The sequence below is a fragment of the Kitasatospora sp. NPDC023120 genome (assembly GCF_055560835.1).
The window spans coordinates 55,406-75,779 of record NZ_JBVHHY010000015.1; the positions used below are offsets into that span (position 1 = coordinate 55,406).

Annotated in this window: 20 protein-coding genes; 7 read left to right on the plus strand and 13 right to left on the minus strand. The window is 73.3% G+C overall.

The annotated features are described in order from the left end of the window. Positions 1-109 precede the first annotated feature (109 nt). A complete protein-coding gene (locus ACZ3TI_RS22605) occupies positions 110-2,152 on the minus strand; it encodes an oxidoreductase (RefSeq protein WP_465728870.1) in 2,043 nt (680 codons plus the stop codon). Positions 2,153-2,484: 332 nt separating this feature from the next. Between ACZ3TI_RS22605 and ACZ3TI_RS22610 the strand changes: the two genes are divergently transcribed. After that, positions 2,485-3,723 carry an FAD-dependent monooxygenase gene (locus ACZ3TI_RS22610; protein ID WP_465728872.1) on the plus strand — a complete coding sequence of 413 codons (1,239 nt, stop codon included), beginning with the start codon at positions 2,485-2,487 and terminating at the stop codon, positions 3,721-3,723. 121 nt (positions 3,724-3,844) lie between these two features. Here ACZ3TI_RS22610 and ACZ3TI_RS22615 read toward each other — a convergent pair whose 3' ends face one another. After that, positions 3,845-4,420 carry a TerD family protein gene (locus ACZ3TI_RS22615; protein WP_465728874.1) on the minus strand — a complete coding sequence of 192 codons (576 nt, stop codon included), beginning with the start codon at positions 4,418-4,420 and terminating at the stop codon, positions 3,845-3,847. 305 nt (positions 4,421-4,725) lie between these two features. On the opposite strand from ACZ3TI_RS22615, the gene ACZ3TI_RS22620 reads away from it, so the two are divergent. Together ACZ3TI_RS22620 and ACZ3TI_RS22625 are read left to right on the plus strand one after the other, a co-directional pair. Further along, positions 4,726-5,019 (plus strand): hypothetical protein, encoded by a 294-nt coding sequence (locus tag ACZ3TI_RS22620; RefSeq protein ID WP_465728876.1) that lies wholly within the window; start codon positions 4,726-4,728, stop codon positions 5,017-5,019. A 143-nt stretch (positions 5,020-5,162) separates the two neighbouring features. Next, entirely contained in the window at positions 5,163-5,621 is a 459-nt protein-coding gene (locus ACZ3TI_RS22625) for a hypothetical protein (protein WP_465728877.1), read from the plus strand. On the opposite strand, the gene ACZ3TI_RS22630 is transcribed toward ACZ3TI_RS22625, so the two are convergent. Both ACZ3TI_RS22630 and ACZ3TI_RS22635 read right to left on the minus strand, forming a co-directional pair. Further along, positions 5,609-7,168, minus strand: coding sequence for a glycerol-3-phosphate dehydrogenase/oxidase (locus tag ACZ3TI_RS22630; protein ID WP_465728879.1), 1,560 nt, complete (start codon positions 7,166-7,168; stop codon positions 5,609-5,611). The two genes, ACZ3TI_RS22625 and ACZ3TI_RS22630, sit on opposite strands and share 13 nt — an antisense overlap. Next, positions 7,165-7,797 carry a TetR/AcrR family transcriptional regulator gene (locus tag ACZ3TI_RS22635; protein ID WP_465728881.1) on the minus strand — a complete coding sequence of 211 codons (633 nt, stop codon included), beginning with the start codon at positions 7,795-7,797 and terminating at the stop codon, positions 7,165-7,167. The genes ACZ3TI_RS22630 and ACZ3TI_RS22635 overlap by 4 nt, the downstream gene beginning before the upstream one ends. Positions 7,798-7,871: 74 nt before the next feature. Here ACZ3TI_RS22635 and ACZ3TI_RS22640 point away from each other — a divergent pair, with 74 nt between their 5' ends. Then, on the plus strand, positions 7,872-9,440 hold the full coding sequence (locus tag ACZ3TI_RS22640) for an FAD-binding oxidoreductase (RefSeq protein WP_465728883.1): 1,569 nt from the start codon (positions 7,872-7,874) through the stop codon (positions 9,438-9,440). 62 nt (positions 9,441-9,502) lie between these two features. Then, positions 9,503-10,447, plus strand: a complete 945-nt coding sequence (locus ACZ3TI_RS22645; protein ID WP_465728885.1) for a diacylglycerol kinase — start codon at positions 9,503-9,505, stop codon at positions 10,445-10,447. 109 nt (positions 10,448-10,556) lie between these two features. Here the strand turns inward: ACZ3TI_RS22645 and ACZ3TI_RS22650 are convergent, their stop codons facing one another. The 5 genes from ACZ3TI_RS22650 to ACZ3TI_RS22670 all read right to left on the minus strand — a co-directional run bounded on the left by ACZ3TI_RS22650 (position 10,557) and on the right by ACZ3TI_RS22670 (position 13,737). Next, complete coding sequence (locus tag ACZ3TI_RS22650; protein WP_465728887.1) at positions 10,557-11,015, minus strand: hypothetical protein; 459 nt, start codon at positions 11,013-11,015, stop codon at positions 10,557-10,559. 179 nt (positions 11,016-11,194) lie between these two features. After that, the gene (locus ACZ3TI_RS22655) at positions 11,195-12,112 is read right to left on the minus strand and encodes a DUF6891 domain-containing protein (RefSeq protein ID WP_465728889.1); all 918 of its coding nucleotides are present in this window, start codon (positions 12,110-12,112) and stop codon (positions 11,195-11,197) included. Between the two features lie 52 nt (positions 12,113-12,164). Beyond that, complete coding sequence (locus tag ACZ3TI_RS22660; protein ID WP_465728891.1) at positions 12,165-12,521, minus strand: DUF6193 family natural product biosynthesis protein; 357 nt, start codon at positions 12,519-12,521, stop codon at positions 12,165-12,167. Next, on the minus strand, positions 12,514-12,993 hold the full coding sequence (locus tag ACZ3TI_RS22665; protein WP_465728893.1) for a hypothetical protein: 480 nt from the start codon (positions 12,991-12,993) through the stop codon (positions 12,514-12,516). The genes ACZ3TI_RS22660 and ACZ3TI_RS22665 overlap by 8 nt, the downstream gene beginning before the upstream one ends. Positions 12,994-13,194: 201 nt before the next feature. Next, complete coding sequence (locus ACZ3TI_RS22670) at positions 13,195-13,737, minus strand: GNAT family N-acetyltransferase (RefSeq protein WP_465729136.1); 543 nt, start codon at positions 13,735-13,737, stop codon at positions 13,195-13,197. Between the two features lie 230 nt (positions 13,738-13,967). Between ACZ3TI_RS22670 and ACZ3TI_RS22675 the strand changes: the two genes are divergently transcribed. Further along, positions 13,968-14,429 carry a hypothetical protein gene (locus tag ACZ3TI_RS22675; RefSeq protein WP_465728895.1) on the plus strand — a complete coding sequence of 154 codons (462 nt, stop codon included), beginning with the start codon at positions 13,968-13,970 and terminating at the stop codon, positions 14,427-14,429. Here the strand turns inward: ACZ3TI_RS22675 and ACZ3TI_RS22680 are convergent. After that, positions 14,411-15,211 carry a helix-turn-helix domain-containing protein gene (locus tag ACZ3TI_RS22680; protein WP_465728897.1) on the minus strand — a complete coding sequence of 267 codons (801 nt, stop codon included), beginning with the start codon at positions 15,209-15,211 and terminating at the stop codon, positions 14,411-14,413. The two genes, ACZ3TI_RS22675 and ACZ3TI_RS22680, sit on opposite strands and share 19 nt — an antisense overlap. An 85-nt stretch (positions 15,212-15,296) precedes the next feature. On the opposite strand from ACZ3TI_RS22680, the gene ACZ3TI_RS22685 reads away from it, so the two are divergent. Beyond that, positions 15,297-16,235, plus strand: coding sequence for an LLM class flavin-dependent oxidoreductase (locus ACZ3TI_RS22685; protein WP_465728899.1), 939 nt, complete (start codon positions 15,297-15,299; stop codon positions 16,233-16,235). Here the strand turns inward: ACZ3TI_RS22685 and ACZ3TI_RS22690 are convergent. The 3 genes from ACZ3TI_RS22690 to ACZ3TI_RS22700 all read right to left on the minus strand — a co-directional run bounded on the left by ACZ3TI_RS22690 (position 16,213) and on the right by ACZ3TI_RS22700 (position 19,934). Continuing rightward, positions 16,213-17,571 carry a DUF2252 domain-containing protein gene (locus tag ACZ3TI_RS22690; protein ID WP_465728901.1) on the minus strand — a complete coding sequence of 453 codons (1,359 nt, stop codon included), beginning with the start codon at positions 17,569-17,571 and terminating at the stop codon, positions 16,213-16,215. The two genes, ACZ3TI_RS22685 and ACZ3TI_RS22690, sit on opposite strands and share 23 nt — an antisense overlap. 276 nt (positions 17,572-17,847) lie before the next feature. Beyond that, positions 17,848-19,464 carry a multicopper oxidase family protein gene (locus ACZ3TI_RS22695; protein ID WP_465728903.1) on the minus strand — a complete coding sequence of 539 codons (1,617 nt, stop codon included), beginning with the start codon at positions 19,462-19,464 and terminating at the stop codon, positions 17,848-17,850. Then, entirely contained in the window at positions 19,461-19,934 is a 474-nt protein-coding gene (locus tag ACZ3TI_RS22700; protein WP_465728905.1) for a hypothetical protein, read from the minus strand. The genes ACZ3TI_RS22695 and ACZ3TI_RS22700 overlap by 4 nt, the downstream gene beginning before the upstream one ends. Positions 19,935-20,374 lie beyond the last annotated feature (440 nt).

Sequence of the window (20,374 nt, forward strand, 5' to 3'; positions counted from 1 at the left end):
ATGAGCCGGTCTCATGCCCCCGACCATGAACAGGTCTCATGTCCCCACGTATGAGCAACTCTCATGGGCGCGCTCATGAGAAGGTCTCATGCCCGCGCCCATGAGCGGGTCACATGGACGCGGCCAGCTCGGTGCCCTGCTTGATGGCCCGCTTGGCGTCCAGTTCGGCGGCCACGTCGGCGCCGCCGATCAGGTGCACCGCCAGACCGCGCTCGCGCAGCGCCTCGTACAGGTCGCGGCGCGGCTCCTGGCCGGTGCAGAGCACCACGGTGTCGACGGGCAGCAGCCGGCGCTCGCCGTCCACGGTGATGTGCAGGCCGGCGTCGTCGATCAGGTCGTACGTCACGCCGGGGACCATCACCACGCCGCGGTGCTTGAGCTCGGTGCGGTGGATCCAGCCGGTGGTCTTGCCGAGCCCGGCACCGACCTTGCCGGTCTTGCGCTGCAGCAGGTGGACGCTGCGCGGGGGCTTGGGGCGCTCCGGGGCGCGCAGGCCGCCGCGCTCGCGGTATTCCGGGTCGATGCCCCACTTCGCCTGGAACACCGGCGGGTTGAGGCTCGCCTGGTCGCCCTGGTCGGTGAGGAACTCGGCCACGTCGAAGCCGATGCCGCCCGCACCGAGGATGGCGACCCGCTCGCCGACCGGCGCGCCGTCACGCAGCACGTCGAGGTAGCCGACGACGCTGGGGTGGTCGATCCCCGGGATGTCGGCAGGGGTCCGCGGGGTGACGCCGGTGGCGAGGACGATGTCGTCGTAGCCCTCCCCGGCCAGCTGCTCGGCGCCGACGGTGGTCCCGAGGCGCAGCGTGACGCCCAGTTCGGCGAGCCGGGTGCGGTAATAGCGCAGCGTCTCGTCGAACTCCTCCTTGCCGGGGATGCGCCGGGCCACGTTCAGCTGTCCGCCGACCGCCTCCGCGGCGTCGTACAGCGTGACCTCGTGCCCGCGTTCGGCGGCGGAGACGGCGAAGGCGAGGCCGGCCGGGCCGGCTCCGACGACGCCGACGCGCTTGCGCAGCTTGGTGGGCGCGAGGACGAGTTCGGTCTCGTGGCAGGCGCGCGGGTTCACCAGGCAGGAGGTGATCTTGAGGCTGAAGGTGTGGTCCAGGCAGGCCTGGTTGCAGCCGATGCAGGTGTTGATGGCGTCGGCGCGGTCCTCGCGCGCCTTGGCGACGAAGTCGGCGTCGGCGAGCAGCGGACGGGCCATCGAGACCAGGTCGGCGCTGCCGTCGGCGAGCAACTGTTCGGCGATCTCGGGGGTGTTGATGCGGTTGGTGGTGACCAGCGGGATGCCGACCTTGCCCATGACCTTCTTCGTCACCCAGGCGAAGGCGCCGCGCGGCACCGAGGTGGCGATGGTCGGGATGCGGGCTTCGTGCCAGCCGATGCCGGTGTTGATGACGGTCGCCCCGGCTGCCTCGACGGCCTGGGCGAGCCGGACCACCTCGTCGAGGGTGGAGCCGCCGGGCACCAGGTCGAGCATGGAGAGGCGGTAGACGATGATGAAGTCCTCGCCGACGCGCTCGCGGACCCGGCGAACGATCTCCACCGGGAAGCGCATGCGCCGCTCGTACGATCCGCCCCAGTCGTCCGCGCGGTGGTTGGTCGCGGCGACGATGAACTCGTTGATCAGGTAGCCCTCGGAGCCCATGATCTCGACGCCGTCGTACCCCGCGCGGCGGGCGAGTGCGGCGCAGCGGACGAAGTCCTCGATGGTCTGCTCGACCTGCTCGGCGGTGAGCTCGTTGGGCACGAACGGGCTGATCGGGGCCTGCAGGGCGCTGGGGGCGACCAGGTCCTTGTGGTAGGCGTAGCGGCCGAAGTGCAGGATCTGCAGGGCGATCTTCCCGCCGGCGGCGTGCACCGCGTCGGTGACCAGGCGGTGCTTGTCGGCCTCCTCCTCGGTGGTCAGCATCGCGCCGCCCCCCCAGGGGCGCCCGGCCTCGTTGGGGGCGATGCCGCCGGTGACGATCAGGCCGACGCCGCCGCGGGCGCGCTCGGCGTAGAAGGCGGCCATCCGCTCGTAGCCGTCGGGGGCCTCCTCCAGGCCGACGTGCATCGAGCCCATGATCACGCGGTTGGGCAGGGTGGTGAAGCCGAGGTCGAGCGGGCTGAGCAGGTGCGGGTAGCGGCTGCTGCCGGGGGTGGCGCTCATCGACGTCTCCTGGGGCGCGGGCTGGGGGCGTTGGTTACCGCAGAGTAGGGGACGGGTCGAGCGTTATGCAACTAGTTGCATAACGGCGTCAAGGGACGGGTGCCCGAACCCGACGCGAACGGGAGGCCGGCCGCGTATCGTCATGTCCCGGACGTCGTCGACGCAGGCGTCGCGACCACGGACACCGCAATCGCGACCGTCACGAGCGCGGACGTCGAAAGCTCGGGAATCACAAGCTCGCGGTATCACAGGCGCAGGAATCACAAGCTCGCGGTATCACAGGCGCAGGAATCGCAGACTCGGGAGAGGGGGCGGCCGTGCGGGGTGGATCGGTGGCCGTGGTCGGGGGCAGCATCGCCGGGAGCGCGTTCGCCGGGGCAGCCGCCCGGCTGGGCGCGGAACGGATCGTGGTGCTGGAGCGCAGCCCGGGCCGGCTGGAGGACCGCGGCGTGGGGCTCTGCACCCACAACGACCGCTTCGACGAACTGGTCCGCGCCGGGCACCTCGCCGCGGACACCCGCCGCCACCGCCTCACCGTCCGCCGCTGGGTCACCCGGGGACCGGCCGGCGAGGGTGACGGCCCGGACGGGCGCGGGTCGGTGCTCTGGGACCAGCCGTTCCCGTTCCACTCCCACCACTGGGCCGTCCTCTGGCAGGCCCTGCGCGAGCGCACGCCCGCACAGGTCGAGTACCGGCTGGGCACCACCGTCACCGCGGTCGGCGGCGACGACGGGGAAGCGTGGATCGAGGAGGCCGACGGGAGCCGCCACGCGTACGACCTGGTGATCGGCGCGGACGGCTACCGCTCGGTGGTCCGCGCCGCCGTCTGCCCGCAGGCCGCGCCCGAGTACGCCGGGTACGTGTGCTGGCGCGGCAGCTACGACGCCGCGCTGCTGGACGAGCTGACCGGCGGGGCCGCCGCTTGGCCGGAGGAGGAGTGCATCACCGCCTGCTACCGCGGCGGACAGGTCGTGATCTACCGCATCCCCGGGCTCGACGCCGACCAGACCCAGGTGAACTGGGTGTTCTACGCGCCCACTCCCGCCTGGCTGCGCCTGGACGGCCCGACCAGCATCCCGGCGGGCACCCTCACCGACGGGCGGCTGGACGAGCTGCGGCAGCTCGCGGAGCGGCACCTGCCGCCGTACTGGGCCGGGGTGGTCGCCCTCACCCCGCGCGAACGGACCTTCCTGCAGCCGGTCTACGACCTGGCGGCCCCGCGCCGCACGGCCGGTCGACTGCTCATCGGCGGGGACGCGGCCACCGTCGTGCGTCCGCACAACACCAGCGGCGCGGTGAAGGCGCTGCAGGACGCGCACGCCTTCGAGCAGGCGGGGTCGGCCGCCGGCGCCTCCTGGCCCTCCCTGCTGGCCGCGTACGACCGCGAACGGAGCGCTGCCGGGCGGGAGTTGGTGGACCTGGGCCGGACGCTCGGCCGGGCGCAGGTCACCGAAGCGCCGGACTGGTCGACCATGGACGAAACGGCGATGGCCGCCTGGTGGCAGCACCAGCTCACCGGCAGCGGGGGTTTCGGCGGCCACGCGCTCGGACGGACCGGACCGTCCTCATGACCGCCGAACGACCACCGGACGACCGCCGGGACGACCGCCGGGACGACCAAGGATGATCATCGGACGGCCGCCGGGACGAGCGCCCGGACGGCCGCCGAAACCCTCTACTCGCGCGCCGGGATCAGACGTTGACGCCGTAGTCGGTCGCGATGCCGCGCAGGCCGGAGGCATAGCCCTGGCCGATGGCGCGGAACTTCCACTCGGCGCCGTTGCGGTACAGCTCACCGAAGACCATCGCGGTCTCGGTCGAGGCATCCTCGCTCAGGTCGTAGCGCGCGATCTCCTGGCCGTTGGCCTGGTTGACGATCCGGATGAACGCGTTGCGGACCTGGCCGAAGTTCTGCAGCCGGGCGTCGGCGTCGTAGATCGACACCGGGAAAACCACCTTGGCCACGTCGGTCGGCACCCGGTCCAGGTCGACCTTGATCTGCTCGTCGTCGCCGTCGCCGCCACCGGTCAGGTTGTCGCCGCTGTGCTCGACCGAACCCTCGGGGCTGCGAAGGTTGTTGAAGAACACGAAGTGCTGGTCCGAGATCACCTTGCCGAGCGCGTTACACAGCAGCGCGCTGGCGTCCAGGTCGTAGTCGGCTCCGGTGGTGGTGCGAACGTCCCAGCCGAGACCCACGATCACGGCGCTCAGACCGGGCGCCTCCTTGCTCAGCGAGACGTTGCCGCCCTTGGCCAGCGAAACTCCCACAATGCCCTCCTCTGATCTCTCCCTGCGGACGAATCTACAACACTGTAGAGATCGCGAGAATCCGTCTGCAGGCGGGCACCGCCCCGGGAATTTCTCCGGGGCGTTTTCAGGGGCCTCTACGGGAACCGGATCGGGAACCGAACCAGGACCCGCCCAGGACCCGGACCAAGGCCGCGACCGGAACCGGGCTGGTACAGGCCGGGCCGGAACCCGGCCGGGGAGCCGGGGTGGTGCCGCCGACCTAGACTGGCGGAGGATTCCCGATTCACAGCCCCTGGTTGCGGCGCCCTCGCGGGAGGTTCCCCATGCGTCATCGGTACAGCTTCCACGTCGACCAGGGCGGGCACTCCGTGACCGTCAACGTCCGCTCCGGCTGGATCACCGAGACCGAACTGCTGGTGGACGGCAAGGAGTGCGCCTTCCACCGCGTCCACGGGCACGGCACCTACCCGCTGACCCTCGCCGCGCAGCTAGCCGAGGAACCGCCCCGGCCGTTCGCGGTCACCCTGGACCACACCGGCACGGCCGAGCACCCGCTCTCCTGCGTCCTGGAGCTCGGCGGCGCCGAGCACCCCATGCCGGAGAAGACGGCCCGCTGAAACCATCCGTGCGGGTGGTTTGCCGTCGAATGGCACGAAACCCTACGATTTCCCGTCCACACTCCCCCGGCTCTCCCCCATATCCGACTCTCCCGATCTCGCGCCGCACGGCCGTTCCGCCCGTTCTCGACGAAAGCCGCCGCATGACCTCCGCCGCCTCCCCCGACGCTTTCGACGCTTTCGACGCCTTCGACGACCTGCTGCGCGAGGCGATGACCGGCGCCGAGCGCTTCGGCCACCGCCAGCACGTCCACCTCGCCTGGCTCGCCGTGCGCCGTCACGGTGCCGCCACCGCCCTCCAGCTGGTCGGCGACGGCATCCTGCGCACCGCTACCAAGGCCGGGGCGCCGCAGAAGTTCCACGTCACCATGACCCGCGCCTGGGTCGAGCTGGTGGCCCACCACGCCGACGGCGGACGGGACTTCGAGGGAGGCGAGGGTAATGAGGACTTCGAGGAGTTCGCGGCCCGCCACCCCGAACTGCTCGACAAGGATCTGCTCGCGCGCCACTACCGGCCGGGGACGCTCGCGGGCGAGCTGGCCCGGACCGCCTGGGTCGATCCGGATCTGGCGCCCTTCCCTTGGGCCGATCAGCGCTCCTGACCCTCCGTCAGGATCTCCTCGACCGCCTCCCGCGCCCGCTCCGCGTCGGCCGCGACCAGTCCGATCCGGGTGCGGCGGTCGAGCACGTCGGCGACGTCCAGCGCGCCCTCGTGGGTGATCGCGTACGCGATCTCGGCGCGCGTCACGTCCAGCCCCTCGGCCACCGGCGTCGACTCCCCTGCGGCCAGCACCTCGTGGGCCGCGCCGCCGTGCCGGGCGAGCAGCGAGGCGGGCACTCCCCGCGCGGACACGGGGCGGCTGTCCCGGTGCCCCGGGGCGCCGACCAGTGGCAGCCGCACCGTCCAGCAGGTCTGAGCCGACAGACCGCGCAGCCGGACGGCGGCATCCACCGCGTCCTCGGCCATCCGGCGGTAGGTGGTGAGCTTGCCGCCGACCACGGTGACCATCCCGGACGGGGACTCCAGCACCGCGTGCTCGCGTGAGATGTCGGCGGTGCTGCCGCCCCCGGTGTCGATCAGCGGGCGCAGCCCGGCGTAGGCGCCGAGGATGTCCGCCCTGGTCAGCACGGTGGCGAGGGCGGTGTTGACGGTGTCGAGGAGGAAGGCCAGCTCGGCCTCGGAGGGCCGTGGCTCGTCCGGGATCGGGCCCGGGGCGTCCTCGTCGGTCAGCCCGATCGCGACCCGGCCCAGCTGCTGCGGCAGGGCGAAGACGAAGCGACTGGTCGAGCCGGGCACCGGCACGGTGAGGGCCGCGGTCGGGTTCCCCAACGCCCCGGCGTCCACCAGGACATGGGTACCGCGGCTCGGGCGCAGTGTGATCGAGGTGTCCACGTCGCCCGCCCAGACGCCGGTGGCGTTGACCACCGCGCCCGCCCGGACGGCCAGTTGCTGCCCGGTCAGCGTGTCGACCAGGGTGGCGGAGGTACCGGTCACCGACTCGGCCCGCACCCGGGTCAGCACGCTCGCGCCGTACTGCGCGGCGGTACGGGCCAGGGCGACCACCAGCCGCGCGTCGTCGACGAGTTGGCCGTCGTGCGCGACCAGTGCGCCGCGCAGACCGGCGGTTCGGACGGCCGGAACCAGCTGCCGGGTGCGCGCCGCGTCGATCCGGCGCACCCGGGGCAGCAGCGCGGCCGGCGTGCCGGCGCCGGCCCGCAGCGCGTCCCCGGCGTGGAAGCCCGCGCGGATCAGCGCGCCCTGCCCGGGTCGCAGCAAGCCCGGGAGCAGCGGCACCAGTTGGGGCAGTGCGCGGATCAGGTGCGGGGCGGTGCGGGTCATCAGCACGCCGCGCTCGACCGCGCTCTCCCGGGCCACCTTGATCCGGCCGGAGGCGAGGTAGCGCAGTCCGCCGTGGACCAGCTTGGAGCTCCAGCGACTGGTGCCGAAGGCCAGGTCGCGGGACTCGACCAGCACCGTGCGCAGGCCGCGCGAGGCGGCGTCCAGGGCCACCCCGGCGCCGGTGACGCCGCCGCCGATCACCAGCAGGTCGACGTGCGGGTCGTCGCCGAGCGCCTCGAGCTCCAGCGTGCGGCGTACGGCGTTCAGTCGGCTCGTCCCCGCGAAGGGGCCGACGGCGGGCGTCGTCATGGTGCGAGGTATCCGTTCAGCGCTCTGGCCAGTTCGCGCCGCCAGGCCGCCTCGGGCAGCAGGGAGGCGACCATGCGGTGCGACTGGACGGTGGACTGGGCGATCAACAGGACCATGGCGGCCAGTTCGAGCGGCTCCCCGGCGCGGATCGAGCCCTGCGCCTGGCTCCGCTCGATGCCGTTGCGCAGCGCCTCCAGCAGACCGCGCTGGCTGGCGCCGAGCCGCTCGACCACGTACTCGAGCAGCAGGTCGGAGTCGTCGGAGCGGAGCAGGGCGCCGAGCACCGGGTGGTCGCGCAGCCGTACGGAGACCTCGACGACCCGCTCCACGAAGGTCTCCCGGTCCTGGACGTCCAGCTCGGCGCCCTCCAGGGTGGCCAGGATCTCGCGGGTGAGCAGCGCGCCGATCACCGCCCGGACGTCCGGCCAGCGGCGGTAGACGGTCGGCCGGCTGACCCCGGCGCGGCGCGCGATCTCGGCCAGCTGCGTGCGGCGCACGCCGAGGTGGACGAGCAGGTCGGCGGCGGCGTCCAGGATCGCGTCGTCCGTGCTGCGGGTCCCGGGCTGCGCGGCTGCTGCGCTGGTGGGCTGCTTGGCTGCTTTCGCCGGCTCGGCGTTACTACTTGACATGATGTGTGAAACTGTAACGCATGGCACCTGAGACGCAAGCGGGACCGGCGGGCGCCGCGCTTCCGCTCCCCCCGATGAAGTGGGACGCCTGGGGCGACCCGGCCCTGGCCAAGGAGCTGTCCTCCGACGTCAAGGGACTGCTCGCCGCCGCCCTCGGCGTCACCGGCGACGCCGCCCCCGGCCCCGGCCCCGACGAGGTCGTGCTGCGCCCGTCCCGGATCTCCGCCGAGGACCTCAAGGCACTCGCCGACGCCGTCGGAGAAGCCCACGTCAGCGCCGCCGACGCCGACCGCCTGCCGCGCGCCGGCGGCAAGTCCACCCCCGACCTGCTGCGCCGCCGCAGCCGCGAGCCGCAGGACGCGCCCGACGCCGTCGTGCTGCCCGGCAGCGAGCAGGAGGTCGCCGCCGTCCTCGCGGTGTGCGCCGAGCGCCGCATCGCCGTCGTACCGTTCGGCGGCGGCACCAGCGTCGTCGGCGGCCTCGACCCCGAGCGCGGCGGCCTCGACGCCGTCGTCTCGCTCGACCTGCGCCGCTTCGACCAGCTGCTCGACCTGGACGAGACCTCCGGCGAGGCCGTCCTCGGCGCCGGCCTCACCGGCCCCGCCGCCGAGGCACTGCTCGCCGAGCGCGGCTGGGAGCTCGGCCACTACCCGCAGAGCTTCCGCTACGCCACCATCGGCGGCTTCGCGGCCACCCGCTCCTCCGGACAGGACTCCGCCGGGTACGGGCGCTTCGACGAGATGGTGCGCGGCCTGCGGGTCGTCACCCCCGTCGGGGTGCTCGACCTCGGCCGCGCCCCCGCCTCCGCCGCCGGGCCCGACCTGCGCCAGCTCTTCCTCGGCTCCGAGGGCACCCTCGGCGTGATCACCGCCGTCCGGCTGCGCGTCCACCCGCTGCCCGCCGTCAAGGCGTACGAGGCCTGGAGCTTCCCCGACTTCGCCACCGGAACGGCGGCGCTGCGCGCCGTCGAGCAACAGGGCACCGGCCCGACCGTGATCCGGCTCTCCGACGAAGCCGAGACCATGGTCAACCTCGCCATGACCGAGCAGATCGGCGGCGCCCCGGCGGTCAGCGGCTGCCTGGCCGTCACCGTCTTCGAGGGCAGTGCCGAGCAGGTCGCCGCCCGGCACCGCGCCACCCGCGAGGTGCTGCTCGCCGCCGGTGCCACCTCGCTCGGCGAGGCCCCCGCCCGCGCCTGGGAGCACGGCCGGTTCAACGCGCCCTACCTGCGCGACTCGCTGCTCAGCGCCGGCGCGCTGTGCGAGACCCTGGAGACGGCGACCGGCTGGAGCCGGCTGCCCGCCCTGCGGGTCGCCGTCACCGAGGCGCTGACCACCGCCCTGCCCGGCGCGCTCGTGCTCTGCCACATCTCGCACGTCTACCCGACCGGCGCCTCGCTCTACTTCACCGTCGTCGCCGCCCTCGGCGAGGACCCGCTCACCCGCTGGGGCGCCGCCAAGCGCGCCGCCGGGGACGCCATCATCGGCGCGGGCGGCACCATCACCCACCACCACGCCGTCGGCGCCGACCACCGGCCCTGGATGACCGACGAGGTCGGCGACCTGGGCGTCCGCATCCTGCGCGCCGTCAAGGCCGAGCTCGACCCGGCAGGCATCCTCAACCCGGGCAAGCTGATCCCATGAGCGGACCTCATGGAATGAGCGGACCTCATGGGAGCAGCGGACCTCATGACGCCCCCGGGGAGATGAGCCAAGCTCATGGGGAGGGCGGGCCTCAGGGGGAGGGCGGGCCGCGAACCGTCCGCCGGGTCGTCGTCCTCGCCAACCCGGCGGCGGGAGCCGGCCACTCCGGCCCCGCCGCCGGGCGGGCCGTCGCCCGGCTGCGCGCCCTCGGCATCGACGCCGAACCGCACGCCGGGCGCTCCGCCGAGGACGCCGTCCGCCTCGCCCGCCAGGCGGCCGCGGACGGCGTGGACGCGGTCGCCGTGGTCGGCGGCGACGGCATGATCAACCTCGCCCTGCAGGCCCTCGCCGGCACCCCCGTCCCGCTCGGCGTCATACCGGCCGGCACCGGCAACGACCACGCCCGCGCGTACGGCCTGCCGCTCGACGCCCCCGAAGCCGCCGCCGACATCATCGCCGCCGGCCGGGCCCGCACCGTCGACCTCGGCCGGGTCACCGGCCCGGACGGCGCCGAGCGCTGGTTCGGCTCCATCCTCGCCACCGGCTTCGACTCCCTGGTCAGCGACCGCACCAACCGCCTGCGCTGGCCGCGCGGCCGGATGCGCTACAACCTCGCCATCCTCGTCGAGTTCGCCAACCTGCGCCCGCTGCCGTTCCGGATCACCCTCGCCGACGGCACCGTCATCGAACGCGACCTCACCCTCGCCGCCGTCGGCAACACCCGCAGCTACGGCGGCGGCATGCTCATGTGCCCCGACGCCCTCCCCGACGACGGCCTGCTCGACGTCACCCTCGTCGACGCCATGCCCCGCCTGCGCATCGCCCGGTTCTTCCCCACCCTCTTCAAGGGCACCCACACCACCCGCCCCGAGGTCACCACCCTGCGCACCGAGTCCCTGCGCATCGAGTCCCTGGGCATCACCGCCTACGCCGACGGCGAGTTCATCGCACCCCTGCCCGTCGAGGTGGCGGTGAAGCGGAACGCCCTGCGCCTCCTGGTGCCGTGAAGCCCCGAGGCCGTGGTCCGACCCAGTGACAGGTTGACCGACTGACCGGTCCGGTCAGCCGGCCGGACCACGGCCGCGGCCATCGATCACCAGGTCACAGGTCACCAGTTCACAGGTGCGCCCTGATCTGCCGCACCGGGCGGCCGAGCACGGCGGCGACCGCCTCCAGCTCCGCCTGCTCGAACCAGAGGAGCTCCGGGTTCCACACCTCGATCTCGAACCGGGCGAAGCCACACGGCCAGTCGTAGCCGAGCACGTCCAGCGTGGTGGCGGTACCGCAGCACGGCACCGTCACCGCGAGCGTCGCAAAGCCGTCCTCCGCATGCTCCTCGAGCAAGTCCGCCCACCACTGCGGCGCGATCGCGCCACCGCAGTGCGGGCACCCGATCCGCTCCAGGTTCTCCCCGCAGTCGACCACCGTCGGCCGCTCGTACCAGCCGACCTCCACCTCGGCATCGCCATCCGCACCGACCAACCCGGCGACCATCGCCACGGCCCGTTCGGCCGCCGTCCGCTCCGGCTGCCAGTACGGGTCCGCCGGGATCACCGACAGGACGTCGTCGCTCACTTCCCGACTTCCTTCCTCACGCCCGTTCCGCGGCAACCACGATCATCTGCCGCCCTGCGGCCTATTGCTCCCCCGTTCCGTCAACCAAGGCCGACCACTGCCGACCGCCGCCGGACGGCACCGAGCGCCCTCATGGGTCCCCGGGGAAGACGGCGGTTCGGGCGGTCCGGACGGCCCGGTCACCCGCCCAGGCGGCGGCGCCAGAGCAGGGGGCGTATCTCGACCGCGTGCGACGGGTCACCGTTCCAGACCGTGGGCAGGCCGACGGCGGTGAGCGCGGCGACCACCTCGTGGCCGATGGCGACGGTGGTCGCCGGGGAGCCGTCGAAGCCGCCGTAGAGCAGGGAGAGGCCGTGTCCGGCGGCGGCGGACTCGGTGCACTGGGAGTGGAAGTAGACGAAGCCGCGGGCGTCCGGCTCGCCGGCGGCGCCGATCTCGGCCTCGCCGCAGGAGCGGCAGCAGGTGAAGTCCTCCCGGGCCGTGATGCCGCTCGCCTCCAGGGCGGCGAAGGCACGGGCGAGGCGTTCCGGGTCGGTCTCGCCGATCCAGCCGGTCTGCTCGCCGACGCGCTCCAGCCAGAGCCGGTCCGCGAGTTGCTCGGCCTGGGCGCGCGAGAGCGGGCGGCGCTCGCCCGACACCAGGTAGTCCTCGGCCTCCTCGGCGAGCCGGGCCCGGTCGGTGTAGCCGCAGGCCAGCGTCAGCCGCAGCCGGTCCTCCAAGTCCTGCCGCTCCTCGGCGCCCAACTCCAGCGGCGGTACGGGCTCCGACGCCGGGCCCATGTCGAGCGCCTGCCAGTCCAGCCCGTCGCCCCAGCCCGCCTCGCCGCGCGCCCAGGCCGTCATCGCCTCGGCCACCGGTTCGGGACCGTCCAGCCGTACCTCGTAGTGCCGCTGGGCGGAGCCGTCGCGGTGCTCCAGCGTGTAGTCCTCGCCGCCGTGCCACACCTGGATGTACACGTCCGGCAGGTCCGGTATCCGCTCCACGACGAGGAAGCGGTCGTGCTCCGCACCGATGCGCCGGACCAGCCCCGCCAGCTCGTCCGCACTCAGCCTGGAGCGCCGCTTCCCGTCGTTCGTCTGCACCGTGATCGCCAGCATGGGACCACCCTTGCACACCCCACTGACAACTCCCCAGGGCCGGTCCCGCAGTTCAGCCCCGGTGTGCCCGGAGCCAGTCGGCCAGGTAGGCGACGGCCAGCGCCCGGTCATCGGCCTCCAGCAGTACGCGGTTCTCCCGTCCGGGCCCTTCCAGCACCGTGAACTCGCCGTGCCACGCCACGAGGGCGGGGAACCCCTCGCCGCCCCAGACCCGGAAGTCCGTCGAGGTGGAGACGCTCAGGCTGCTCATGGAGATCCAGGGACACAGCGCCCGCAACACCGGCTCGTCGGCGGCCGCCTCGATCAGGAGCCGCAGCGACCGATCCCCGGCCTGCTCCGCCGACCCGCACCAGTGCAGGAAGTCCTGCCAGGCCCGCTCCGCCTCGGCGGCGAACGCCGCGTCAGCCACGGCCTACCCCCTCCAGTGTCTTCACGCGGCCGACGCTCTCGGTGAGGGTCGGTTCGCCGGTGCCGGGATCGATGCCGAACACGCGGAAGCCGGTGTCGGTACTGATGCGGATGTGGCCGGCGTCGGTCCAGTCCGCCGACACGAACGCCCCCTCGCCCGGGAACCCCTCCGGCAGGTCGAGGACGTGCCACCGGCGGGCGGACAGGCCGCTGCCGGACTCCAGCCTGATCCTCCGGTACTGCGCCTCCGTCTCCTCGCCCGGATCGCCGTGGTGGACCACGACCAGGACCTGGTCCGTCCGCGCCGGAGAACTCGTCCGGGTCTCGTGGGAGGTCTCCCCGGAGACCGGCCGGACGACGAAGGCACCCAGCACTCCCAGCAGCACGACGACCCCGACCCCCGCCGTCAGACGGCCGACGAGGTCCCACCGCCGACGGGCGCAGACCGCGGCCAGCAACAGGACGGCAGACACGCCGATCAGCGGGACAGGCCGGTTCAGGGTGTAGGCCACCGTCGCGCGCCCGCCGCTGCGGGACTCCCAGTGCCCGACGACGCAGACGAGCAGCGGCAGCAGGGCACACTGCCGGCCAGGATGCCGCCGATCCTGCCTCGAAGCTTCATCGCCCCCCACTCCCGACGGCCCCCACCGCCCTTCCCCGTCTACCTCGTGGCCCTAGGACAGCCGGTCCTCCCGGCGCAGGCGGAAGACCACGTTGCGCCGCAGCGGTCCGTCCGGGGCGGCGGGGTCGTCGAAGTCCTCGGCGCGGTCGTGGGACATGCCGAGGCGGCGCATCACCGCCTGGGAACGGTGGTTGGCGGCGGTGGTGATGGCCAGGACCTCGAGGAGGCCGAGCGTGTCGAAGCCGTACCCGAGGACGGCGCGCGCCGCCTCCGTGGCGTAGCCGTGGCCCCAGGCGGAGCGGGCCAGACGCCAGCCGATCTCGACGCCGTCGACCGGGTCCGTCTCCCCGATGTCGTCCAGTCCCACGAAACCGATGAACTCGCCGCTCTCCCGCACCTCGACGGCCAGCCAGCCGTACCCGCGCCGCTCGATCGCCGCCTCGAAGCGCGCCACCGAGGCATCGCTCTGCTCACGGGTGAGCGGGCCTCCGAGGTGCTCGCGGATCTCCGGGTCGGCGTTCATCGCGGCCCACGGGGCGAGGTCGGACTCCCGCCAGCGGCGGAGCAGCAGCCGATCGGTGTGCAGTTCGTCCAGCGGTGCGTTCAGCGATCGGTTCAGCGGTTCGTTCATGCGGCCAACCCAACGGCACCCGGCCCGCTCGGGCAAGCGGAAAAGTCCCGGTACCGGCGGCGACCACCGGTCGGGGAGCGTCCGGAGCCGCGGTGCCACTGCCAACCGGCCATTCCCCGGCGGGAATTGTCTGGCCGCCGGGCCGCTCGGAGGATGGTGGCACCGAGATCGGCCACACCCCGGAGGACTCCACCGTGACCACCGTCAGCACCACCAGCGCCACCAGCGCCACCAGCACCACCACCAGTGCCCAGCAGCTCGCCGACCGTTACGCCGCGCTGTGGACCGAGCCCGACGCCGCGGCGCGCCGGAAGGCGGTCGAGCAGCTGTGGGCCGAGGGCGGCGTGCATCTCCTGCACCCGCCCGTCGAGGCCCGCGAGGCGGCCGCGCGGGTCGGCTTCGCGGAGCCCGTCCTCGAGGCGCGCGGATACGAGGAGCTGGAGTTCCGAGTCGCCCGCGGCTACGAGGAGTTCGTGGCGCCGGGCGAGTTCACCTTCCGCGCCCGGCCGGACGCCGTGCGGCTGCGGGACGTCGTCCGTTTCACCTGGGAGATGGTGTCCGTGGCCGACGGCGAACCGGTCGGCGGCGGCGAGGAGTTCGTCGTCCTGGACGCCGACGGCCGGATCACCGCCGACTATCAGTTCCCCGGACTCTGAGCCAAGCCCTGGATCGGGTCGTGGGCCGAGCCCTGGGCCGGCCTCCGAGCGGCCGCGCCCCGCAGTGCCTCGGCGGTCGCCGCGTCCGCCGGTAGGAAGGCCTCCAGCTTCAGCTCGGCGAGTGTGACGTCCACGGCGGTGGCGAAGGTGGTGACCGTGGTCATCAGGTGCAGCTCGCCGAGCGAGGTGCGCAGCTCCAGCGGTACGGCGAAGCCCAAGTGCTGCTCGCCCACCTCCACTTCGGGTACGTATGAGCTCAACTCCTCGTTCAGCTCGCCGAGGTGACGGGTGCGCTCGACGATGTGGCGGGCCCAGGCGGTGAAGTTGAGGATGCGCGGGGCGATGCCGTCCGGGTGCAGGGCGAGCCGGTAGGCGTTGGTGCCGGGACCCACGAGCCGCGGGTCGGCGCCCTCGGTGATCACGTCCAGGGCGGCGTTGGCAGCCACCACGTCGCCCTGGTGGTCTACCACCAGGGCCGGGTACGGGAGGTGGCCGGCCAGGATGTGGCCGATCGCCTCGCGCACCGTCGTGAGCGACGGCCCGTCCAGCGGCGTCTCCGGGTAGACGGGGGCGTAACCGGCGGCCAGCAGCAGCTCGTTGCGCTCCCGCAGCGACAGGTCCAGCGATTCGGCGAGCCGGACGACCATGCCCCGGCCGGGTGCGGAGCGCCCCGACTCGATGAAGCTCAGGTGCCGCTGGGTCGTGCCCGCCCGGGTGGCGAGGTCGAGCTGGCTGAGGCGGCGGCTGGTTCGGCGCTCTCGCAGCGCTTGGGGGAAGTCCACGCCACCAGCCAACCCGCAAGACGCGCAGTGCGCCATTCCCCGGCGGGAATTGAGCCCATGCACCGCGGCTGCCAGCCTCGATGCCATGGACATCGGCGTCTTCCTCCCCACCGGCCAGGACCAATGGGCCGCCCACAGCCCCCGCGATCTCATCGGGTTCGCCCGCCGCGGCGAGGAGTTGGGATTCTCCTCGCTGTTCGTCAACGACTCGCTGCTGAGCCCGCGGATCGAACCGCTCACCATGCTGGCGGCCGTCGCCCCGGTGACGGAACGCATCCGGCTCGGCACCGGCGCGCTGCTGCCGGTCCTGCGCCGCCCGGTGCAGACCGCGCAGACACTGGCCTCGGTGGACCAGCTCTCCGGCGGCCGGCTGACGGTCGCCGTCGGCGCCGGCTTCCCGGGGCGCTTCGGCCGCCCGCTGCACGAACTGTCCCAGGTGCCGTGGGAGCGCCGTTTCGCCCGGTTGGACGAGACGGTCGCCCTGTGGCGGGCGATCTGGTCGGGCGCGAAGGAGTTCCACGGCGAGTTCCACTCCTTCGACGAACTCCCGCCCGCCACCGCGTCGTTCCGCGCCGACGGGCCGCCGCTCTGGCTCGGCGGCGCGACCCCGGCAGCGCTGGCCCGCACCGGCCGCCACTACGACGGCTGGCTGCCCTACCCGCCGGACCCGGCCGACTACGCCGCCGGGCTCGACTCCGTCCGGACGGCGGCGCGACAGGCCGGACGCGCACCGGAGGCCGTCACCCCCGCGCTCTTCGTCAACGTCCGGATCGACCGCGACACGGAGGCGGCCCGTCGGGCCATGGACGCCTACACCCGCGCCAACTACGGCCTGCCACTGGCCGAGACGGAGCGGATCCAGGCCTTCGCGCTCGGCACGGCGGAGGAGGTCGCCGCCAAGCTCGCCCGGTACGCGGCAGCAGGTGCCCGACACCTGGTGGCCCGTCTCGGAGCGCTCGAACTGAGGGAACAGCGGGAGCAGTTGGAGTGCCTGGCGGACCTCACACTCCCCGGGTCGCGGTGATCCGCCCCGCCGCGATCGCCGCCGTCAGCTCCCCGTGATCCACCTCCGTCCGGTCCGCGTACCGCACCGCGAACTCGGCGACCGCCTCCGCGAAGGTGTCCGCGCTGCCGAGGTAGCCGGCGATGGCGAGGCGGTCGCCGGTGCGGGCGTGGGCGCGGGCGAGGGTGCGGCCGCAGAGGTCGGCATAGGCGCGCAGACCGGAGGGCTTCAGATCGCCGACCTCCACCGAACCCTTCATGTCCCGCAGTTGGCGGCCGTAGAAGTGGCGCCCGGCGGGGCCGGTGGTCCAGCCGAGGAAGATGTCGCTGGCGGCCTGCATCAGGTGCTGGCCGGTGACCACCCGGCGGCCGCCGTGGTGGGAGGAGACTTCGGCGTCCACCCGGGCGGGCGGCAGGTGGTCCTCCAACACCGACCGGCCGGCCTCCTTGACCTGCAGGAACAGCGGGTCGTGACCGTCCCGGCCCTCCAGCAGGACGATGAAGCAGCGGGTGCCGACACTGCCGACGCCGACCACCTTGGTGGCCGCGTCCACGAAGCGGTAGCGGTCCAGCAGCACCCGCCGGTCCTCCGCGAGGGTGGCCCGGTAGTCGCTGAACACCTGTCCGATGCTGTGCAGTTCGTTCTTCTTCAGCGGTTCGACCAGCGGCGGCGCGCTGATGATCCGGCGCCGCCCGTCCCGCTCCTCGGTGAGCTTGTCGAAGGCCTGCAGGCTGGTCCGGCGCCGGGCGTGCGCGAGCTCGGCCTCGGCGCGCCTGCGCTGCCGGGGATTGCGCAGCATCGGCAGCAACTGCGCGGTGTCCACCCGGCTGTACCAGACCTCGAGTTCGCCGAGGCCCGCCAGCCACCGCATCGCCGCCGCGTACCCCTCGACGGCGGTACGGGCGGCGCGGCGCACCCGCTGCTCGTCCTCGCCGTTGTCGCGGGCGGCGACGGCGACGCTGGCGGCGAGGCGTTTGACGTCCCACTCAAAGGGGCCGGGATAGGTCTCGTCGAAGTCGTTGACGTCGAAGAGCAGGGCGCGTTCCGGCGAGGCGTACACGCCGAAGTTCGACAGGTGGGCGTCGCCGCAGAGCTGGACGGTGAGGCCGGTGTCGGGGACGGCTCCGAGGTCGGCGGCCATCACGGCGGCAGCGCCGCGCAGGTAGCCGAAGGGGCTGTCGGCCATCCGCCCGTAGCGGATCGGCAGCAGCCGGACGATCCGGTCCTCCGCCTGCCGTTCCAGTACGGCGAGCGGGTCGGGCCGGTCGGCGGCGGGGATCCACCGGCCGTGGTCGGAACGGGAGACGCGCTTGCGGGCGGCCTTGCCGCGGCGGCGGCGTTCGGCGGGAGTGGTCATGCGGCGGCTCCGTCCGTCGGCGGGTCCACCCCGCGACGCCGGGAGCCCGCGGGTGCCCCTCCCCGCGACGCTAGGACACGAGTGCCGGAGGGCGCAGCGTACGCCCGCCGGCACTCAGCCGTCCGGGTGAAACCGAGCGGATGACAGCTCGCCGGATCGCCGTGTGACCGACCGTCGTGCGACGGACCGCTGCGCGACGGTCACTTCGCAACGGGTCACTGCGCAATGGGTCACTGCGCAATGGGTCACTGCGCACCGGGTCACTGTTCGACGGGTTCACTGCACCGTGAAGTCCGCCATCATCGCCATGTCCTCGTGCTCCAGGTTGTGGCAGTGCAGCATGTACGCCCCCGGGTAGTCGGTGAACCGCACCAGCACCTCCACCGCCTCGGCCGGGCGCAGGTCCACGGTGTCCTTCCAGCCCGCGTCGTACGGGCCCGGGTCGGCGCCGTTGCGACCGATCACCTGGAAGTGGTCGAGGTGGACGTGCACGGGGTGGTGCAGGTCCGAAGAGAAGCGCCAGCGCTCGACCGCCCCGAGCGCGGGTGCGGCGATGTTCTGACCGGGTCGGTAGGGCTCGCCGTTGATGATCCAGCCGTCCCTGCGGCTGCGGCGGAAGGAGAAGTCGCGGGTGGCGACAGCGGCGCCGGGGTCCAGGGCCTCGACGGTGGCGAGCTTGTCGGGCACCGTCGCGTCGTCGTTCACCGGTTTCGAGGAGACGTCGAAGCGCATCACCTCGGCCGTGCGGCCGCTGCCGAAGCGATTGACCAGGCGCACCTGGGTGCCGGGCAGGTAGCGGGCGAAGTCGACCACGACGTCGAAGCGTTCGGCGGGGGCGATCTCGATCCCGTCGTGGGCGACCGGGGCGGCGAGCAGGCCGCCGTCGGAGCCGATCTGGACGAGGGCGTCGCCGCCGGGGGGCTGCGGGTCGAGTTCGAGCCGGTAGAGACGGGCGTTGGAGGCGTTGAGCAGGCGCAGCCGGTACCGGGCGCGGTCGACGTCCAACCGGGGCCAGGGGGCGCCGTTGACCAGGATGACGTCGCCGAGCACGCCGTTGGCGTAGGCGGCGGTGACGCCGGGCTCGCCGAGCGCGGGGTCAGCGGAGGGGTACCTGAAGGAGCCGTCGGCGGCGAAGGTGCGGTCGGCGATCATCAGTGGCAGGTCGCGCTCGCCGCGCGGCAGCGGCAGGGCGTCCTCCTCGTCGTCGTGCACGAGGTGGAAGCCCGCCAGCCCGCGCCAGACGGCGGGGCCGGTGAAGCCCATCCGGTGGTCGTGGTACCAGAGGGTGGCGGCGCGCTGCCTGCCCGGATAGGTGTAGCTGCGCTCGCCGACGACGCTGCGGCCCGCCGTGTGGCTCATCCCGGCCCTGCCCGGCATGCCTGCCATCCCCGGCATGCCCGCCATCCCCGTCTGCATACCGGACCCGCTCTGGGCGGCGTCCGCCGACGACCCGACGGGCAGCAGCAGGTCGGCCGGGTAGCCGTCGCTGTCCGCCGGGGTGTGCCCGCCGTGCAGGTGGGTGACGGACGGCACCGGCAGCTCGTTGCGGTGCTTGACCACCGCCGTCCGCCCGGTGCGGGTGACCACGGTCGGGCCGGGGAAGCTTCCGCCGTACGTCCAGGCCTCGGTCTTCACGCCGGGCAGGATCTCCAGCTTGGCGACCTGCTGGGTGATCTCGTAGTAGTCGGTGGTCCCGTCGGTGCGCACCGGTTTCAGCACGGCAGGCACCGGCAGCGGCACCCGGAACGCGTCGGGCAGGTCGAGGTCGCTGGTCAGCAGCCGCCCGGGGCGGCCCTCGGCGAGCAGCAGGGCGGCCGAGGGGACGGCGACGGCGGCCAGCGTTCCCGCGCCGAGGACGGAGGCGCCGATGCCCAGGAACCGGCGCCGGTTCACTTGGCCACCTCCACCGGCCCGCCGGGGCGCGGCAGCCGGCCGCCGCCGTCCGGGCTCGCCTCGGGCAGTCCCGCCCGGGCGGGCAGCGGCAGCCGCCAGGCGCCGACCAGGCCGAACAGGATGCCGCTGACCAGCAGCACGCCGAGGGTGACGTGCACGCCGAGCGCCCGGGCGTAGCCGGCGGCGATCTGGCCGACGACCGCGACGGCGAGCAGGAGGGTGGTCCACAGCGGCCAGAGCGGGCCCCGGCCGGGCCACCGCACCGCGACGGCCACCGCCAGCTGGAGCACCACCACGGTGGCCAGCGTCGTCGCGTTGTCCTCGTGGTCCTTCAGGGAGTCGTAGGTGCCGTTGAGGAAGCTTCCGGCGAGCATGACCTGGAGCAGGACCAGCAGGGCCAGCGCGGTGGCGGTGGTGCGCAGCAGGATCAGCGGCCGGCGGGACGCGGGGGCGGCAGGGGGACTGCTCATGTCGGGCTACTCTCTGCTTCGGCGGTCGGATGGCGGGCCGGGGTGAGGGACGGGAGTGGGGGACAGGGGCGTGGGTGAGGGGCGGGGTGAGGGGCGGGCGAGAGCGTAGCTGATCCGACATCACGATCAGCTCCAGTAACGGTGTTTGAGCCTTCCGGTTACCCCGTTGCGCCTGCTGGGACCGCCTCTGTCACCCGGACGAGGGATGCCCGTGAGTACTCCTCACAGGCATCCCTCGTGTGCTCCGCGGTCCGGCGCCGGTGCCGGTGCCGGTGCCCGGTGCCGCATGAGTTGCTCTCACGGGCCTGCCTCATGAGCTCCTCTCATGGGGAGGCGGGGTTCCTCCATGAGGTCCTCTCATGACCCGCCCGCCCCATGAGCTCCCCTCATGGCTCACCCGCCTCATGAGCTCCCTTCATGGCCCGGCTCATGAGCTGCTC

Excerpts from the sequence above, each read along its gene's own strand:
- ACZ3TI_RS22635 (WP_465728881.1), bottom strand. The coding sequence starts at position 7,797 with ATGTCAAGTAGTAACGCCGAGCCGGCGAAAGCAGCCAAGCAGCCCACC.
- ACZ3TI_RS22640 (WP_465728883.1), top strand. The coding sequence starts at position 7,872 with ATGAAGTGGGACGCCTGGGGCGACCCGGCCCTGGCCAAGGAGCTGTCC.
- ACZ3TI_RS22690 (WP_465728901.1), bottom strand. The coding sequence starts at position 17,571 with ATGACCACTCCCGCCGAACGCCGCCGCCGCGGCAAGGCCGCCCGCAAG.
- ACZ3TI_RS22605 (WP_465728870.1), bottom strand. The coding sequence starts at position 2,152 with ATGAGCGCCACCCCCGGCAGCAGCCGCTACCCGCACCTGCTCAGCCCG.
- ACZ3TI_RS22630 (WP_465728879.1), bottom strand. The coding sequence starts at position 7,168 with ATGACGACGCCCGCCGTCGGCCCCTTCGCGGGGACGAGCCGACTGAAC.
- ACZ3TI_RS22685 (WP_465728899.1), top strand. The coding sequence starts at position 15,297 with ATGGACATCGGCGTCTTCCTCCCCACCGGCCAGGACCAATGGGCCGCC.
- ACZ3TI_RS22655 (WP_465728889.1), bottom strand. The coding sequence starts at position 12,112 with ATGCTGGCGATCACGGTGCAGACGAACGACGGGAAGCGGCGCTCCAGG.
- ACZ3TI_RS22625 (WP_465728877.1), top strand. The coding sequence starts at position 5,163 with ATGACCTCCGCCGCCTCCCCCGACGCTTTCGACGCTTTCGACGCCTTC.
- ACZ3TI_RS22700 (WP_465728905.1), bottom strand. The coding sequence starts at position 19,934 with ATGAGCAGTCCCCCTGCCGCCCCCGCGTCCCGCCGGCCGCTGATCCTG.
- ACZ3TI_RS22645 (WP_465728885.1), top strand. The coding sequence starts at position 9,503 with ATGAGCCAAGCTCATGGGGAGGGCGGGCCTCAGGGGGAGGGCGGGCCG.
- ACZ3TI_RS22620 (WP_465728876.1), top strand. The coding sequence starts at position 4,726 with ATGCGTCATCGGTACAGCTTCCACGTCGACCAGGGCGGGCACTCCGTG.